The organism is Kribbella sp. NBC_01505 (assembly GCF_045040285.1).
In the GTDB taxonomy this organism is placed as follows: Bacteria; Actinomycetota; Actinomycetes; order Propionibacteriales; family Kribbellaceae; genus Kribbella.
This window is the reverse complement of the sequence record NZ_CP109425.1, coordinates 922,447-937,707: the sequence shown is the minus strand read 5'-3', so window position 1 is coordinate 937,707 and position 15,261 is coordinate 922,447. Positions and strand designations below refer to the sequence as shown.

Annotated in this window: 16 protein-coding genes; 6 read left to right on the top strand and 10 right to left on the bottom strand. The window is 67.8% G+C overall.

Annotation, left to right across the window (positions count from 1 at the left end; translation table 11 throughout):
- Window positions 1–9: 9 nt before the first annotated feature.
- Genes OG474_RS04090 through OG474_RS04075 form a run of 4 tightly spaced genes read right to left on the bottom strand, consistent with a single transcriptional unit; the run spans window position 10 to window position 4,402 of the window.
- Window positions 10–1,506, bottom strand: coding sequence for a precorrin-2 C(20)-methyltransferase (locus OG474_RS04090; RefSeq protein ID WP_405060829.1), 1,497 nt, complete (start codon window positions 1,504–1,506; stop codon window positions 10–12).
- A complete protein-coding gene (locus OG474_RS04085) occupies window positions 1,503–2,138 on the bottom strand; it encodes a precorrin-8X methylmutase (protein WP_405060828.1) in 636 nt (211 codons plus the stop codon). Before OG474_RS04085 ends, OG474_RS04090 begins: the two co-directional genes overlap by 4 nt.
- Window positions 2,132–3,196 (bottom strand): precorrin-3B synthase, encoded by a 1,065-nt coding sequence (locus OG474_RS04080; RefSeq protein ID WP_405060827.1) that lies wholly within the window; start codon window positions 3,194–3,196, stop codon window positions 2,132–2,134. Before OG474_RS04080 ends, OG474_RS04085 begins: the two co-directional genes overlap by 7 nt.
- Before the next feature lie 42 nt (window positions 3,197–3,238).
- Window positions 3,239–4,402 (bottom strand): MFS transporter, encoded by a 1,164-nt coding sequence (locus OG474_RS04075; RefSeq protein ID WP_405060826.1) that lies wholly within the window; start codon window positions 4,400–4,402, stop codon window positions 3,239–3,241.
- 126 nt (window positions 4,403–4,528) lie between these two features.
- On the opposite strand from OG474_RS04075, the gene OG474_RS04070 reads away from it, so the two are divergent.
- Window positions 4,529–5,032, top strand: a complete 504-nt coding sequence (locus tag OG474_RS04070; protein ID WP_405060825.1) for a DinB family protein — start codon at window positions 4,529–4,531, stop codon at window positions 5,030–5,032.
- A gap of 50 nt (window positions 5,033–5,082) precedes the next feature.
- On the top strand, window positions 5,083–5,553 hold the full coding sequence (locus tag OG474_RS04065) for a MarR family winged helix-turn-helix transcriptional regulator (protein WP_405060824.1): 471 nt from the start codon (window positions 5,083–5,085) through the stop codon (window positions 5,551–5,553).
- Between the two features lie 10 nt (window positions 5,554–5,563).
- Here OG474_RS04065 and OG474_RS04060 read toward each other — a convergent pair whose 3' ends face one another.
- Window positions 5,564–6,226 carry a hypothetical protein gene (locus tag OG474_RS04060; protein WP_405060823.1) on the bottom strand — a complete coding sequence of 221 codons (663 nt, stop codon included), beginning with the start codon at window positions 6,224–6,226 and terminating at the stop codon, window positions 5,564–5,566.
- A 140-nt stretch (window positions 6,227–6,366) separates the two neighbouring features.
- On the opposite strand from OG474_RS04060, the gene cobF reads away from it, so the two are divergent.
- Both cobF and OG474_RS04050 read left to right on the top strand, forming a co-directional pair.
- On the top strand, window positions 6,367–7,119 hold the full coding sequence (cobF, locus tag OG474_RS04055; RefSeq protein WP_405060822.1) for a precorrin-6A synthase (deacetylating): 753 nt from the start codon (window positions 6,367–6,369) through the stop codon (window positions 7,117–7,119).
- A gap of 70 nt (window positions 7,120–7,189) precedes the next feature.
- Window positions 7,190–8,740: a carboxylesterase/lipase family protein gene (locus tag OG474_RS04050; protein ID WP_405060821.1), complete on the top strand. Its 1,551-nt coding sequence runs from the start codon at window positions 7,190–7,192 to the stop codon at window positions 8,738–8,740.
- On the opposite strand, the gene OG474_RS04045 is transcribed toward OG474_RS04050, so the two are convergent.
- Both OG474_RS04045 and OG474_RS04040 read right to left on the bottom strand, forming a co-directional pair.
- Window positions 8,733–9,347 (bottom strand): TMEM175 family protein, encoded by a 615-nt coding sequence (locus OG474_RS04045; protein WP_405060820.1) that lies wholly within the window; start codon window positions 9,345–9,347, stop codon window positions 8,733–8,735. The two genes, OG474_RS04050 and OG474_RS04045, sit on opposite strands and share 8 nt — an antisense overlap.
- A gap of 55 nt (window positions 9,348–9,402) precedes the next feature.
- Window positions 9,403–9,951 carry a helix-turn-helix domain-containing protein gene (locus tag OG474_RS04040; protein ID WP_405060819.1) on the bottom strand — a complete coding sequence of 183 codons (549 nt, stop codon included), beginning with the start codon at window positions 9,949–9,951 and terminating at the stop codon, window positions 9,403–9,405.
- A gap of 74 nt (window positions 9,952–10,025) precedes the next feature.
- Between OG474_RS04040 and OG474_RS04035 the strand changes: the two genes are divergently transcribed.
- Entirely contained in the window at window positions 10,026–11,609 is a 1,584-nt protein-coding gene (locus OG474_RS04035; protein ID WP_405060818.1) for a serine hydrolase domain-containing protein, read from the top strand.
- Here the strand turns inward: OG474_RS04035 and OG474_RS04030 are convergent.
- The 3 genes from OG474_RS04030 to OG474_RS04020 are packed head-to-tail and all read right to left on the bottom strand — an operon-like array spanning window position 11,572 to window position 13,679.
- A complete protein-coding gene (locus OG474_RS04030) occupies window positions 11,572–12,159 on the bottom strand; it encodes a maleylpyruvate isomerase family mycothiol-dependent enzyme (protein ID WP_405060817.1) in 588 nt (195 codons plus the stop codon). The two genes, OG474_RS04035 and OG474_RS04030, sit on opposite strands and share 38 nt — an antisense overlap.
- Window positions 12,160–12,177: 18 nt before the next feature.
- Window positions 12,178–13,365, bottom strand: coding sequence for an RNA polymerase sigma factor (locus tag OG474_RS04025; protein WP_405060816.1), 1,188 nt, complete (start codon window positions 13,363–13,365; stop codon window positions 12,178–12,180).
- Entirely contained in the window at window positions 13,362–13,679 is a 318-nt protein-coding gene (locus OG474_RS04020) for a YciI family protein (protein WP_405060815.1), read from the bottom strand. Before OG474_RS04020 ends, OG474_RS04025 begins: the two co-directional genes overlap by 4 nt.
- An 83-nt stretch (window positions 13,680–13,762) precedes the next feature.
- Here OG474_RS04020 and zwf point away from each other — a divergent pair, with 83 nt between their 5' ends.
- Window positions 13,763–15,259 carry a glucose-6-phosphate dehydrogenase gene (zwf, locus tag OG474_RS04015; protein WP_405060813.1) on the top strand — a complete coding sequence of 499 codons (1,497 nt, stop codon included), beginning with the start codon at window positions 13,763–13,765 and terminating at the stop codon, window positions 15,257–15,259.
- Window positions 15,260–15,261: the final 2 nt, after the last annotated feature.

Genomic DNA, 15,261 nt, shown 5'->3' with positions numbered 1-15,261 from the left:
GCGACGGATTTAACCGGGATAGCGACGTGGCGTGAACACCAGCGGTCCGGCCGGCCGATCGACAGTCCGGGTTTGGGACGAGCCGATGAGCAGCAGACACCGCATGTCGACAGTCTCGGGGTCCAGCTCACCCAACGTAGTGACGGTGACGGTTTCGGCCGCACCACCGACGTCACGACCCACAACAACCGGAGTGTCGGCGGACCGGTGTTCCAGCAGCAGGTCGCGCGTCGCACCGACCTGCCAAGTGCGGGTCTTCGAAGCTGGGTTGTAGATAGCGATCGCGAGATCTGCCGCCGCAGCAGCAGACAGCCGCTGGGCGATCACCTCCCACGGCTTGAGCCGGTCAGACAGCGACAGCACGCAGAAGTCGTGTCCCAGCGGCGCACCGACCCGGCTGGCCACGGCCTGCGCCGCAGTCATCCCAGGCAACACCTGTACGGCGATGTCCGCGTACTCCGGTTCCGACGCGACCTCGGTGACCGCACTGGCCATGGCGAACACACCCGGGTCACCGGACGACACCACAACCACCGCAGATCCCTTACGAGCAAGGTCCAGCGCGAAGGCAGCCCGCTCCGACTCCACCTTGTTGTCCGAGCCATGCTTGCGTTGCCGCGCGCGGTCCGGCAGTCGATCGACGTACGGGCCGTAGCCGATCAGGTCGTCCGCTCCGGCGATTACCGCCCGCACCTCAGGTGTCATCCACTCCGGTCCAGCAGGCCCCAGCCCGACGACTGTCACCGAGCCTTCGCGCGCAGTCCGCACTGCAGGTGCACTGAAGCTGTTGTTGATCGGGCTGGGTAACAGTGCGAGCGAGAAGTACGGAACCGCGTCCGGATCGACCTCTGACAGCGGTGCGATGCGCTGCTCCGAGGTGGTGGCGCGTTCGACGTACCAGGCCTCGTCAGCACGCCCGGCCAGCTCAAAAGCCTCGCGGACGTTGCCAAAAGTGCGTCCCAGCTTCATCACTGCGGCAGCGTCCGTGTTCCGCAACCGCTCCGCGAGCACATCCGGCGGCAGCGTCCCCGGCAGCACAGTCAGCACCTCGTCGCGCTCACACAACGGCCGCCCGAGTACGGCGGCCGCGGCGCTCACCGACGTCACCCCAGGAACCACCTCACACGGGTACCGGTCGGCCAACCGCTTGTGCATGTGCATGTAGGACCCGTAGAACAACGGATCCCCTTCAGCCAGTACGACGACGTCCCGGCCCGCGTCGAGATGCGCAGCGAGCCGTTCGGCGCACTCGGCGTAGAACTCGTCCATGGCGCCCTGATAGCCACCGGGATGATCAGTGGTCTCGGTGGTGAGCGGATAGACCAGGTGTTCCTCGATCTGCCCGTCACGCAGGTACGGCGCGGCCACCGAGCGCGCGATGCTTCGCCCGTGCCGCGCGCTGTGGAACGCGATCACGTCCGCCGCACCGATCAAGCGGGCAGCCTTGACCGTGACGAGCTCAGGGTCACCCGGCCCCAGTCCTACGCCCCACAGCTGTCCGGTCACTCTTCTTCGCTCGCAATCGCGTTGATGGCCGCAGCGGTGATCGCACTGCCGCCACGGCGGCCCCGCACCACCAGATACTCCAGACCAAGCGTGTTTGCTGCCAGAGCCTCTTTGGACTCGGCGGCACCGATGAATCCCACCGGAATCCCGAGTACGGCGGCCGGCCGCGGACCGCCCGCTGCGATCACCTCGAGCAGTCGGAACAAGGTGGTCGGCGCGTTCCCGACCGCAACGACCGCACCGGCCAGGTGCTCGGCCCACAGGTCCACGGCGGCCGCGCTGCGCGTCGTCTGCAATGCAGCGGCCAGCTCAGGGACACCCGGCGAGCTCAGCGTGCAGATCACCTCGTTGTCGGCAGGCAGCCGCCGCCGAGTGATACCGGCAGCGACCATCTGCGCGTCACATAGGATCGGTGCGCCGTTCTGAAGCGCGGTGCGCGCGTTCTTGACCACGTTCGGCGACCAGGCCAGGTCAGCGACCAGATCGGTCATGCCGCAGGCGTGAATCATCCGGACCGCGACCTGGGCCACGTCGGCCGGCAAGTGGTCGAGCGCGGCCTCGGACCGGATCGTCGCGAACGACCGCCGGTAGATCTCCGCGCCGTCCCGCACGTACTCGAACCCGCTCACCACGTCTCCTTCAACTCGCCGTCGACCAAGTACCCGTTGCCAACGGCAAGTATGTCGACAAAGACACCTGCCGGTTTTCCGCACCGGCGTTCACACCCGGACCAGTGCACCCGCCGTCCGTCCCGCGCCAGCTGTGGCACGACCCGTCGGGCATCACCGCGAACATCCGCCAAGGACTTCGCACATCCAGGGCGACCCGCACACGCTGTCACACCGCTCCACACCGAGTCGGGTGTTGTGACCAACCCGACTGCCTCCAGTGGCGCACTGGCCACAGCAGGGAGCACCACCGATCGCCAGGGCGTCACCCGCACCCACTCTGCGACCTCTGTAAGCACTACGGCCTGCTCCTGCGTCAGACTGCCGAGCGGAACGGTGGCGACCAGCGCAGACCCATGCTCGCCGGCCTCAGTAGGCGCACCCGCCACGGGTAGCTCACCGGTCGCTTCCAGGCCGAGCCGCTCCAAGATGCGCCTGGAGCCGTCAATGACCTCAGCGATCCGCCACTCCGCGCCATCCCGCACCTCCAGGAACGCACCCGCGGCCGCGATCATCACCTCGACCACCTCACCCCAGCTGAGGCGGACACCGTGCGTACCAAGGCTCAGCAGGGCCTCACGGGAGTCAACCGCCTGGACCAGCACATCGGCCCCGGAGGCGACCAGATCACCGCGCCCATCATCCAGTGCGAACAGGAACCGTCCCGGCAGGTCAGCCAACCCGGGATGCGCACACAGAGCTCGGTCCAACGCAGCAGCCAGCGGCAGTACGTCGTACCGGCCATCCAAACCGGACAGCGGGGAGACGAGGATGTTGCGGACGCGCTCGTGAGTGAGTGAGGGGAGCAGTCCGGCTCGGTAGAGCCGATCAGACAGCTCCTGGGGCCCATCCGGTCGCAGCGCACGGATCTGCAGATTCCCCCGAGAGGTGAGCTCGAGCCGCCCGTCACCGAGATCCAACGACGCCGACCGCAGTACGTCGAGCTGGGTAACGCTCAGCAACCCACCAGGCACGCGGATCCGAGCCAGACCGCCGTCAGCCGCCTGGTGCACTGCCAGCACACCCGGGCACCTGTCCGTAGAAGTCCTCACCACACCGCGATGCTACGTCCCAGCCACTTGTGTCCTGGACCACGTCACAACTCCCACGGTCAGAGCGACGCAGATACCACCCGCGACCATCGCGGTGGACACCGACAGGGCATCCACCATCAGGCCGCCCAGCAACGCGCCCATGGACAGCACTGCCTGGAACGACGAGGTGAACAGGACAGTCGCCGCTTCTCGGGACTGCGGAGCTGCAGCGGCGAACATGCTCATGGTGCAGACCGGTACGCCGCCGTATCCCAGTCCCCACACCACCAGCAGCGCGACCGCAGCCGGTGTCGTCTGTCCGGCCAAGGGGAGGAGCAGCATCGCGGTAGCCATCAGACCTGCGCAGGTGGCGAAGGTCAGTCGCGGGTGCCGAGCGACCGCCGTTCCCGCGACCAGGTTCCCGACCAGTCCCGCACCGCCGTACACGAGAAGCAGCAAGCCGATCAGCTCGGGCGGTACGAAGGGCCGCAGGAACGGAGTCAGATAGGTGTACGCGGCGAAGTGACCGATGACGACCAGACAGGTAGCAAGCAGCGCTCGGTTGCTGCTCCGGAGGGCACTACGCAGGACGGACAGCCGGGTGACCTCTAGCGGCGGTAGCGGAGGCACCGTCGCGAAGAGGGCGACCAGCACGAGCAACGACAGCCCGCCGAGGGCTGCGAACGACGCGCGCCACCCGAGCAGCTCACCGAGCAGAGTGCCGCCCGGTACGCCGAGCACCGTCCCGAGCGGGACTGCGGAGAAGATCACCGCCGTCGCTCGGGCTGTCCACCGCGCAGGGACGAGTCGCCCGGCGAGTCCAGCGCCGATCGACCAGAAGCCGCCGATGGTGAGGCCCACGAGGAAGCGAGCCAGCAGTTCGAGCTCGTACGAGGGTGCTGCGGCAGCCAGGAAGCCGGCCACGGCCAGCACCCCCATCAGTGCGCACAACATCAGCCGACGGTCGAGCCGCGCGGTGGTCACGGTGATCACCGGGGCGGCGATCGCCGCGACCAGCCCGGGCATGGTCATCAGCAGTCCCGTCCGTCCCGGCGACAGGCCGAAGTCGGCGCCGATCGGGGTGAGTAGACCAACCGGCAGGATCTCAGTGGTGACGATGGTGAAGATGCCCAGGGTCACCGCGGCCACACCGAGCCGATGCGTCGTCGGCGTACGTGTCAGTTCGATGGTCATGCCGTCCAGCCAACCGGCCGCCGGCCGCCAGCACCGGCGGGTTTGCGACAGCGCGGTCGGCGTGACGGTGGACGTCGTTTTTCCGCTGGCGCAGTGATTGTCGGTGCCGGCTGGCAGGGTTGGTGCATGGCACTCAGAGATCGGCCCTGGCCCGCTGACGACCTGACCTTGCAGGAGTCCGTGATCGGGTATTTCCAGTTCGTCCACTCCACTGTGGTGAACAAACTGGACGGGCTCACCGAGGAGCAGGCGCGGGCGACCCCGCTCCCGACGTCACCGGTGATGAATCCGCTCGGCCTGGTCAAACACCTGACCGCGGTCCAGCGGCAGCACCTGCAGCGCACCATCGGCGGTCAGGACCTGCCCTCGCTCTGGCGGTCCGATGACCACGACTACGAGTTCCGGATCGGTCCGGACGAGACGGTCGCGGGGGTCATCGCGGCGTACGACGCGGAGTGGGAGCTGTCGCAGCAGACGCTCGCGAAGGTCGACTGGTCGGCGTTCGTGGAGGGGTATCACGGCCCGATCCGGATCGAGCGGTTCGTGGCCGACGTCCTGCAGGAGTCCGCGCGCCACCTCGGCCACCTGGACATCCTGCGGGAGCTGATCGACGGCGCGAAGGGCGAGTGATCCGCAGCGGGATCATCTGCCAAGAGATCATCCCGAGCTAGAGTCGAAAGATGGCTCGCACCGTCCCCGATCTCACCGGCTATCTGAACCGCGCCGGTCATGTGCTCGAGACACAGCTCCATGCGGCGCTGTCCGAGCTCGGTCTGACGACGCGGATGCAAGGCGTGCTGGCGCATGCGCTGGAGGGCGAGCGGACGCAGATCCAGCTCGCCGAGCTGGCCTACCTGGACAAGACCACGATGGTGGCCACGGTCGACGCCCTAGAGAAGGCCGGCTACGCCGAGCGCAAGGCGTCGGCCACCGACCGTCGGGCCCGGATCGTCGCAGTCACCGAAGCCGGCGCCAAGATCGCGCAGGAAGGCCAGGCGATCGTCGACCGCGTGCACCGCGAGACCCTGGCAGTGCTGGCCGCAGACCGCCGTACGCCGTTCCTCGAGTCCCTGCAGGCCTTGGTCGACGGCCCGCTGGCCATTCCGGCCGTCGCACAGCCCGTCCGCCGCGGAAGGCAGCGGACGAGCTGACGCAGGCTGGTCAGCCGTTGCTGCGACCCGGCGCGCAGACCACGAAGCCGTAGGCCTGGGTGGTGTCACCGAAGCCGCCGTTCGCCTTGACGTAGCGCGCTCCGAAGTACCAGCTGCGTCCGTCGTAGCTCGGCTCGGACTGGAAATAGTCGAGTCCCCGGCCCGAGTTGGTCTGACCGCCGAAGCCGCCGTTCACGGCCACCTGGCCGCTGGGGCAGTCGGCTCGCCACTCCGCCGATTCGCCGTCCTGGATGTCCTTCCGAACGGTGATGGGCGGGTTGACGACGAAGCCGGCCGCGTCACCCTTCGGCCCCTGCGGTCCTGCCGGACCCGCCGGTCCGGGGACACCCTGGGCTCCAGCTGCACCCTGCGGTCCGGCCGCTCCGGCCGCTCCGGCAGGTCCGGCAGGTCCGGCCGGGCCGAGGTCGCCCTTCGGGCCCTGCTGGTTCCACGAGGTCGGCGTCTCGTAGAAGCGGCATGCGCCGCCCTTGGCCGGGTCGATGATCCGGACGTCGCCGAAGCTCCGGTCGACGCATGCGCTGATCGTGACCGGCGCCGGCTCGGACGCCGAGGCGACCAGCACGCTGCTGCCACCGAGCGCCACCGCTGCCCCCAGTGCCGCGGCTACTGCCCGCGACTTCCCCACTCGTTGTGCTCTGCTCTTCAGGTCCATGGGTCGATTGTGGAAAACAGGTGCTCCCGGCAACAGTCGCGCGCAGGCCGTCGCCAGGGCCACGCCCCGTTCGCGATTGGGCAATGCTGCACCCGGCGTCAGGCGACGGTCACGCGGCGTGGATGGCTTAGTCTGCCCGCATGCAGATCGTGGTCATCGGTATCGGGGCAGGCGATCCGGAGCAGCTCACGCTGCAGGCCGTGGCAGCGCTGAACCGGGTCGACGTGTTCTTCGTGCTGGACAAGGGCGACGTCAAGCAGGAGCTCGTCGACCTGCGCACCGAGATTCTGCAGCGGCATGCGACCACCAAGGAGTACCAGGTCGTCGTCGGCCGCGACCCCGAGCGGGACCGGTCCACTGCGGCGTACGTCGAGGCTGTGGACGACTGGCGACGCCGCCGGGCCGATGTGTGCGCGGAGCTGATCGCAGCGAACCTCGGTGCGGATCAGGTGGGCGCATTCCTGGTCTGGGGCGACCCGTCCCTCTACGACAGCACCCTGGCGATCCTCGACGACATCCAGGACCGCGGTGCGCTGTCCTTCGAGATCGAGGTGATCCCGGGCATCAGCAGTGTCTCCACACTGGCCGCGCGGCACCGCGTTCCGCTCAACCAGGTGGGGCGTCCGGTGCAGATCACCACAGGTCGGCGGCTGGCCAAGGAGTGGCCGGAGGGCGTGGACGACGTGGTGGTGATGCTCGACGCGCACACCGCCTTCACTGCGCACCTCGACCAGGACGCGACCATCTACTGGGGCGCCTACCTCGGTACGCCGGACGAGCTGCTGATCGCGGGTCCGGTCCGAGAGGTCGCAGCGGAGATCGAGAAGGTGCGCGCCGAGGCCCGGGAGCGCAAGGGCTGGATCATGGACACCTACCTGCTGCGCCGCCCCTAGACCAAAGGTGGTGGTGCCCTGGTCGTCCGGCCGAAGCGACAGGCGCGCGCTCCATTGGACGCTGCAACACATGACGAAGAAACTCTTGGCACTGCTGGCCCTGGTCCCACTGGTCATGCCCAGTACGGCGGCGGCCGCGTCCGACGTCGTACGGACAGACGCAGGACTCGTTCAGAGTAAGACAGTCGGAGAGGCTCGCGTCTTCGACGGCATCCCGTACGCCGCACCACCGGTCGGCGCACTCCGGTGGAAAGCACCCCAGCCGGTGCAGCCGTGGGACGGGGTCCGCGAGTCGAAGCTCGGGAACCCCTGCCCGCAGCAGGCGAACTCCGAAGTACCGAAGGGCTCCTCCGCCGAGGACTGCCTCTATCTGAACGTCACCACCCCGGCAAAGCCGTCCACGAAGCCGCGAGCCGTCATGGTGTGGATTCCTGGTGGCGGGTTCTTCGAGGGCGCAGGCAACAGCTATGAGGCCTCGAAGCTCGCCGCCCGCGGTGATGTGGTCGTGGTGACGGTCAACTATCGGCTGGGCATCTACGGCTTCTTCGGCTATCCCGGTCTGCCCGGCTCTGGCACGTTCGGGCTGCAGGACCAGCAGGCGGCCCTGCGCTGGGTGCAGCGCAACGCACGGACCTTCGGTGGCGACCCGCGCAACGTGACCATCGCCGGCGAGTCTGCCGGCGGCATGAGTGTGTGCGCTGAGCTCACGTCCCCCACCTCGGCAGGTCTGTTCAGCAAGGCGATCATGCAGAGCGGCTCCTGTGCCTTCAACTGGGCCGACAACAGCCAGTACCCCAAGCAGACCGCGGATTCGCCGTGGCACCCGGTCCGTGACGTCGAGGCGAACGGCAAGGACTGGGCGGAAGACAAGAAGCCCGATCTGCAGTGCAAGCCCGGTCAGTCCACCATCGACTGCCTCCGCGGCATCGACTCGGACGAGCTGCTGGCGGACACCTTCCAATTCACCCAGCTCGGGTACGGCGGGAGCGCCGTACTGCCGCTGAGCCCGGCCAAGGCGTTGCAGGCCGGTCTGTTCCACCGGGTGCCGATCATCTCCGGTAACAACCATGACGAAGCCGCTGCTTGGCTGTCCGCATTCGGAGAGATCAAGGACTACCCGAAGCTCGTGACCGACATGGTCGGCGCGAAGCAGGCAGCCAAGGTGCTGCGGGAGTACCCGCTGAGCCGCTACGAGTCACCAGCTGCCGCGTGGACCGCTGTGACCACCGACCGGATCTGGTCGTGCACACAGGTTGCCAGTGATCAGCAGGCTGCCCGCAAGGTCCCGGTGTACGCCTATGAGTTCGCCGACAAGCACTCGCCGCTCGCCCAGCCCGGTCTGGGCGCCGCACACGCTGCCGAACTGGTGTACCTGTTCCGGCCGGGCGGCATCGACTTCCCGCTGACGGCGACACAGCAGCAGTTGTCGAACCAGATGATCGACTACTGGACAGCGTTCGTCCGCACCGGCAACCCGAACGGGCAGGACCGCCCGCACTGGTCGCCGACCGGTCGGCAAGAGGTCAAGGGACTCTCACTGGCGCCGACGGACCAGTCCGGCATCCACCCGGTCAACCTCAGCACCGAACACCACTGCGCCTTCTGGGCCGGCCTCAGCTAGCGCGGTTGCGCAGCAGGTCCGTCCCGCGCATCACGAGCGGTGAGAGAAGCAGGAGCAGCAGGGCGTAGAAACGGACGCCCGGAACGAACGCCGCCAGGATGAAGGCGAGCGCCGTCAGCCCGGTCAGCACGAAGGAGTTCTTGAGCTCCCGGCTGCTGACCGGGTCGTCCGGGTTCTCGATCTCGGCGTGTCCCTTGATCATCCAGGTGAGTGCCGTCTGGCTCGCGCTGAGGGCGAGGATCGTTCCGCTGTAGAAGCCGGCGGTGAACTGCGAGCTCTCGAAGCTACCGACGATCTCGGTCGGGAACGGCAGGACCACGATGAACAGCAGCCAGAGCAGGTTGAGCCGCATCATGCCGTTCGTGTAGGCGCGCACATGCTCGAAGACCTGGTGATGCCCCAGCCAGAAGTTCCCGATCACCACGAAGGTCAGCAGGAACGAGTAGATCTCCGGCTTGTGGTCGGTGATCACCTCGAGCGCGGTGTGGTGCTCGGTCTTGTACTCGGCGACCACCTCGACCAGCGGCAGGATCAGCAGCGTCAGTGCGATCGCCACGACGGCATCCGTGAACAGGATCAAGCGGTCCGGGTTCCTAGTCTTACTCACGGCGACACAGTACTAATGCCTTCCCCGCCCCACCGCCCCGGTCAACCATTCAGCCTCAGTCGTCCGGCAGGGAGACCGTCGACAAGGTGATGCGGTCCTTGCCGGGCGCGGCGCGGAGGTAGGGCTCGACCAGGGCCTGCAACCCCCGGCGGAGGGTGTCCAGGTCGTCGGTGTCGACGTAGAGCGACACCTGGTTGTAGCCGAACTGCTCGCGCCGGCTGTCGAGATGTCCGCGCTCCACGATCCGGTCGTAGTCGGCAGTGAGCTGGGTGAGCATCAGCAGGAGGGCGCGCCGGTGCTGGTCCGGCGTCATCGCGCGGGCCTCGTCCTCCTCGATGTGAGCGACATCGGTGGACTGGTCGAGTGTCAGTGTGCGCTCGACGGCGCCGCGGACCCGCCGCTCCCGGACGACCGTCAGCACACCGCCGTCGATCAGCGCCGCGACGTGCCGGTAGAGCGTGGTCGCCGGGACGTCGGGCAGGTCCTGCCGCAGGTCGGTGGTGGTCACCTCCCGGCCCAGCACCCGCTGGATGATGCGCCAGCGGATCGGGTGCAGCAGGAGGTCGGCCAGCGGGGTGGCCGGCGACCCTGAGGGTTCAGTCATGGTTTGCCCCTATTGATTCCAAGTATGGAAATAATACTCTTAGTGGAACCAATCGCCTTCGACAGGAGACTGCCGTGTCGCTCCACCAGCAGCCCGATAGCCCGAAAAGCGCAGGTCTCTCGCGACGCACTGTGCTCGCCGCCGCAGCCGTCGCCGTACCCGTCAGCGCTCTGTCCGCCACCGGCGCCACCGCCGCTCCGGCTCCCATTGCCACCAAACCAGCCGGTACGACGCCCGCCGCGGTCGGACGGCTGTTCGACAAGGTCGAGTCCGGGATGGCGAAGTACGCGATCCCTGGTGTCGGTCTGGGTGTCTGGTACCGCGGCCGCGAGTACGTGCGCGGCTTCGGCGTCACGAACGTCGACAACCCGACACCGGTGACCGCGGACACCGTCTTCCGCATCGGCTCCACCACGAAGACCTTCACCGCCACTGTGATCATGCAGCTGGTTGAACGTGGGCTCGTGCACCTGGACCGCCCGGTCCGCACGTACCTGCCCGATTTCGCCACCGCCGACCCCACAGTCGGCCCACGCGTCACAGTCCGGCAGTTGCTGAACCACTCCGCCGGCTGGCGGGGTGACACCTTCGTCGACACCGGCGACGGCGACGATGCACTCGCCCGGTACGTCGCCGCGCTGGCGCAGGCGCCGCAGCTGACCCCGCTGGGCAAGGTGTTCTCGTACAACAACGCAGCCATCGGTGTGGCTGGGCGGATCGTCGAGGCGGTCACCGGCAAGCCGTATGAGACCGCTGCTCGGCAGATGCTGATCGACCCGCTCGGACTGGCGCACAGCCGGTTCTTCCGCAGTGAGCTGGGTGGCTTCAGCGTCGCTGCGTCCCACAACATCGTCAACGGGAAGCCGGTCGTCGAGCCGTCCTTCGAGGCGATGCCACGCAGCCTGCACTCGTTCGGCGGGCTGATCTCCAGTGCGCAGGACCAGTTGCGCTATGCGCGCTTCCAGCTCGGCCACCACGGGTATCCGCGGCTCCTGCGGGACCGGACCCGTGTGGCCATGCAGTCCAACCCTGGGCCGGGCGGCACGCTGTTCGTCGAGCTGGACGGTGTCGGTGTCGGCTGGATGATCCGTCCGACCGCAGAGGGCGTGAAGGTGATCCAGCACGGCGGTGACTGGAGCGGTCAGCACTCCGGCTTCCTGATGGTGCCGAAGCGCGACTTCGCCCTCACGGTGCTCACGAACTCGGAGAGCGGTCCGGGTCTGACAGCAGAGCTGTTCGCCGACGACTGGGCGCTGGCTGAGCTGGCCGGCGTCCACAACCTGCCCGCGGTAGTGCGTCCGCTGCCGCCGAAGCAGTTGGCGTCGTACGAGGGCAGTTACGTCGCCAGCCAGGTCGGCCTCGACGGAGTGGAGAGCTCGTTCGGCATCGACCTGACGGCCGACAATGGACAGCTGCTCGGTTCGGCCGAGGGCCAGCCCGCGCTCCGCTTCGGCTTCTACAAGCGCGACTACGTGCTGTCGCTCGGCCTGGACGGCACACCCGACTCCACCCGCGCCAACTTCATCCCGGGGCCCGACGGCAGACCCGCCTTCCTCCGGTACGGCGGCCGCCTGTTCCGCCGGCAGACAGGTGCAGCTCGCACCACGGCGGGCCGTCAGGTCAAGAGCCTCGCCGAACTGACGACTCCCGCCCGCTGACCAGCCCGACGAAGTCCTGAGCGGTGCCGGTGACGACCTCACCGGCACCGTAGGACCAGTCCAGGTCGGTTGCGCGCAGTTCGATGCCGGACAGATCCACGCCGAAGTACTTCAGGTGCTTGGGCCCCAGGCCGTCCAGAACCACGCGCAACCGATCCAGCGGCACCCGGCGATCGATGCCCAGCGCAACGGTCATGTCGAGCCCGTGAATCACGTCATGTGACAACGCACCCTCGTAGCCACCGCCCGGCGGCTGCCACGGGTGGTGGATGTTGTCGCGCAGGCAGCTGAGCAGCTCCGCATTGCTCAGCGCCGCAGTGTCCGCACGTGCTGCGCGCTCGGAGAAGCGGTTGAAGCCACCCGACTTCGCGATCCCGAACAGCACGCGGGGCATCGAGTACCGGTACGCCATGGTGATGTGGGCAACGACCTCGCGCACCCGCCAGCCGGTACACAGACTCGGCTGGTCCCACTCCTCGGCGGTCAGTCCGCTCAGGACCTCGACCAGATCGGTCCGTTCCGCCGCAACGAGCTCTCGAATCTCCGTCATACCCCACCGACGGACAGCTCAGCGCCGTACAGACACTTCGGCCAATCTTTTCTGCAGGTACTCCCGGTCGGCGTTCGTCGCGGCCAGCTCAACCGCCTCCTTGTAGGCGGCAACTGCTTCGGTACGGCGATCCAGCCGGCGAAGGAAGTCCGCCCGGGCTGCCGGTAGCAGGTGGTAGCCGACCAGCGATCCAGCGGCCAGTTGCTCGACCAGTGCGAGCCCGACCGCCGGTCCGTCGGCCATACCGATGGCTACGGCGCGGTTGAGCGCGACGACCGGGGTCTGGGGGAGCTGTCCGTAGAGCCCGGCGATCTGCGGCCAGTCCGTGTCGGCTGCGGTCCGGGCGATCGCATGGCACGCGGCAATCGCGGCCTGCACCTGGTATGGCCCCGGAGTGCGCCGCTGGAGGGTCAGGTCCAGCAGCTCCTCGGCCTCCGTGATCAGCTCGCCGTCCCAACGCGTACGGTCCTGCTCGTCGAGCGTCACGAGGACACCGTCGGGGGAGAGGCGCGTCTGGCGGCGAGAGTCGTGAAAGAGCATCAGTGCGAGCAGTCCAGCGGCCTCTGGTTCCTCCGGCATCAGCTGGACGAGCAGTCTGGCAAGCCGAATGCCCTCCTGGCTCAGAGTGCTCCGGGCGACATCGGAGTACCCCTCGTTGAAGAGCAGATAGAGCACCGCCAGTACGGCGGGAGTCCGCTCGGGGAGCAGATGCGCCGGCGGAACGCGGTACGGGATCCCGGCGTGCTGGATCTTCTGCTTGGCCCTGGTGAGCCGCTTCGACATGGTCGTCTCGCCGACCAGGAACGCTCGCGCGATCTCCGCCGTACTGAGTCCGGCCAGCGTCCGTAACGTCAACGCGACCCGCGCCTCCATCGCCAACGCCGGGTGGCAACAGGTGAACATCAACCGCAGTCGGTCGTCCGGTACGTCGTACGTCTCGGAAGGCTCGTATGTCATCGCAGCGACCTCCTGAAGCTTGGTAGCCCCGACTGCCTCGCGCCGGAGCCAGTCGATCGCCCGGTTGCGCGCAGTGGTCGTCAGCCAAGCACCGGGCTTGTCTGGTACGCCGTCGCGCGGCCAGCGCTCGAGTGCCGCAGCGCACGCCTCTTGGGCGCACTCCTCGGCCAGCTCCCAGTCCCCGGTCATCCGGATCAGCGTGGCGACCACCTGGCCCCACTCCGCCCGGAAGACCTCGGCATAGGTCACAACACCGGACGGATCTCGATCGTCCCGTAGCCGGCGGCCGGGTGCTTGGCAGCGATCTCGATAGCCTCGTCCAGGTCGGCGCAGTCGATCAGCACGAAGCCGCCGATCTGCTCCTTGGTCTCCGCGAACGGACCGTCGGTCAGCAACAGCTCGTTGTCGCGGACCCGCACCGTGGTGGCCTCGGACGGCGGCCGCAGCCCAGCACCTCCCGCCACGACGCCCCTGGCCTCCATCTCCTCCGACCAGCCGCCACAGCCGTCGTTGGCATGCGCCTCGGCGTCCTCGCCACCGGCGATCATCAGCAGGTACTTCACAGTCGTCCTCCGAGTTCTCCGTGCCTCTAACAGTTCACCGACGAATGCCCTGATCGGAAACAGACACGACCTACACTGCGTCTATGCCTGACCGTACCCAGACCATCGCGTACCCGGCACCCGGATCGCGGCCGTCACGACGGGACGAGGAGCCGCTGGCACCGCACGTCATCGTGCTGTTCGGCGCCACCGGTGACCTGGCCAAACGCAAGCTGCTCCCCGGTCTGGCGTATCTGCAGCAGTCCAAGTTCGCCCCCGACGTACGGATCATCGGGTCGGCCACCGAGGACCTGACCGTGGACGAGTTCCGGGAGCGCGCCCGCCAGGCGGTGGAGACGTACGGGACCCACAAGATGAGCGACGCGGAGTGGGCGCAGTTCGCGGGCCGCCTCGACTACGTGCCGGTGTCGGCCGGTCCGGGCCCGCTGGCCGAGGCGGTGCACAAGGCCGAGGACCTGCTGGGTCCGGACGCCCGCCGCCTGCACTACCTGTCGGTGCCGCCGAAGGCTGCCCAGGCGGTCATCGCGATGCTCCGCGACGCCGGACTGGTCGACCGGGCCCGAGTGGTGATGGAGAAGCCGTTCGGCGACGACCTGGCCAGCGCCATCAAGCTCAACGACTTCGTCCACGAGACCTTCGACGAGTCGCAGGTCTTCCGGATCGACCACTTCCTGGGCAAGGAAGCGGCGCTGAACATCCTCGCCTTCCGGTTCGCCAACGGCCTGTTCGAGCCGATCTGGAACCGCAACCACATCGACCACGTGCAGATCGACATCCCCGAGGAGCTCGGCCTCGACCAGCGCGCCACGTTCTACGAGCCGACCGGCGCGTTCAAGGACATGGTCGTCACGCACCTGATGCAGGTGATGTCGTTCGTCGCGATGGAGCCGCCGACCGCCCTGGAGCCGCGGGCGATCTCGGAGGAGAAGAACAAGGTCTTCCGGTCGATGCTGCCGATCCAGGCGACCGACGTGGTCCGCGGTCAGTACTCCGGGTACCGCAACGAAGAGGGCGTGGCGCCGGACTCCGACACCGAGACGTTCATCGCGCTGAAGGTTGAGATCGACAACTGGCGTTGGGCCGGCGTGCCGTTCTTCCTGCGCACCGGCAAGCGGATGGCGCAGGGCCAGCGGATCATCTCGATCGCCTTCAAGGAAGCGCCGAAGACGATGTTCCCGACCGGGTTCGGGGCGGAGGGGCCGGACCACCTGACCTTCGACCTGGCTGACTCCTCCCGGGTCTCCCTGTCGTTCTACGGCAAGCGCCCCGGGCCGGGGATGCGGCTGGAGAAGCTGTCGATGCAGTTCTCGACGCAGGAGACCAAGAGCGCAGGCGACGTACTGGAGGCCTACGAGCGGCTGATCCTGGACGCCATGCGCGGCGACCACACGCTCTTCACCACGGCCGAGGGCATCGAGTCGCTCTGGGAGCGGTCGGCGCACCTGCTGGAGGACCCGCCGCCGGTCAAGACGTACCAGCCCGGCACCTGGGGCCCGAACGCCATTCACCAGCTGATCGCACCGCGTGCCTGGCGGTTGCCGTTCGAGCGCGAGTGGCGCGACCACACGCCCAAGCCCTAAGC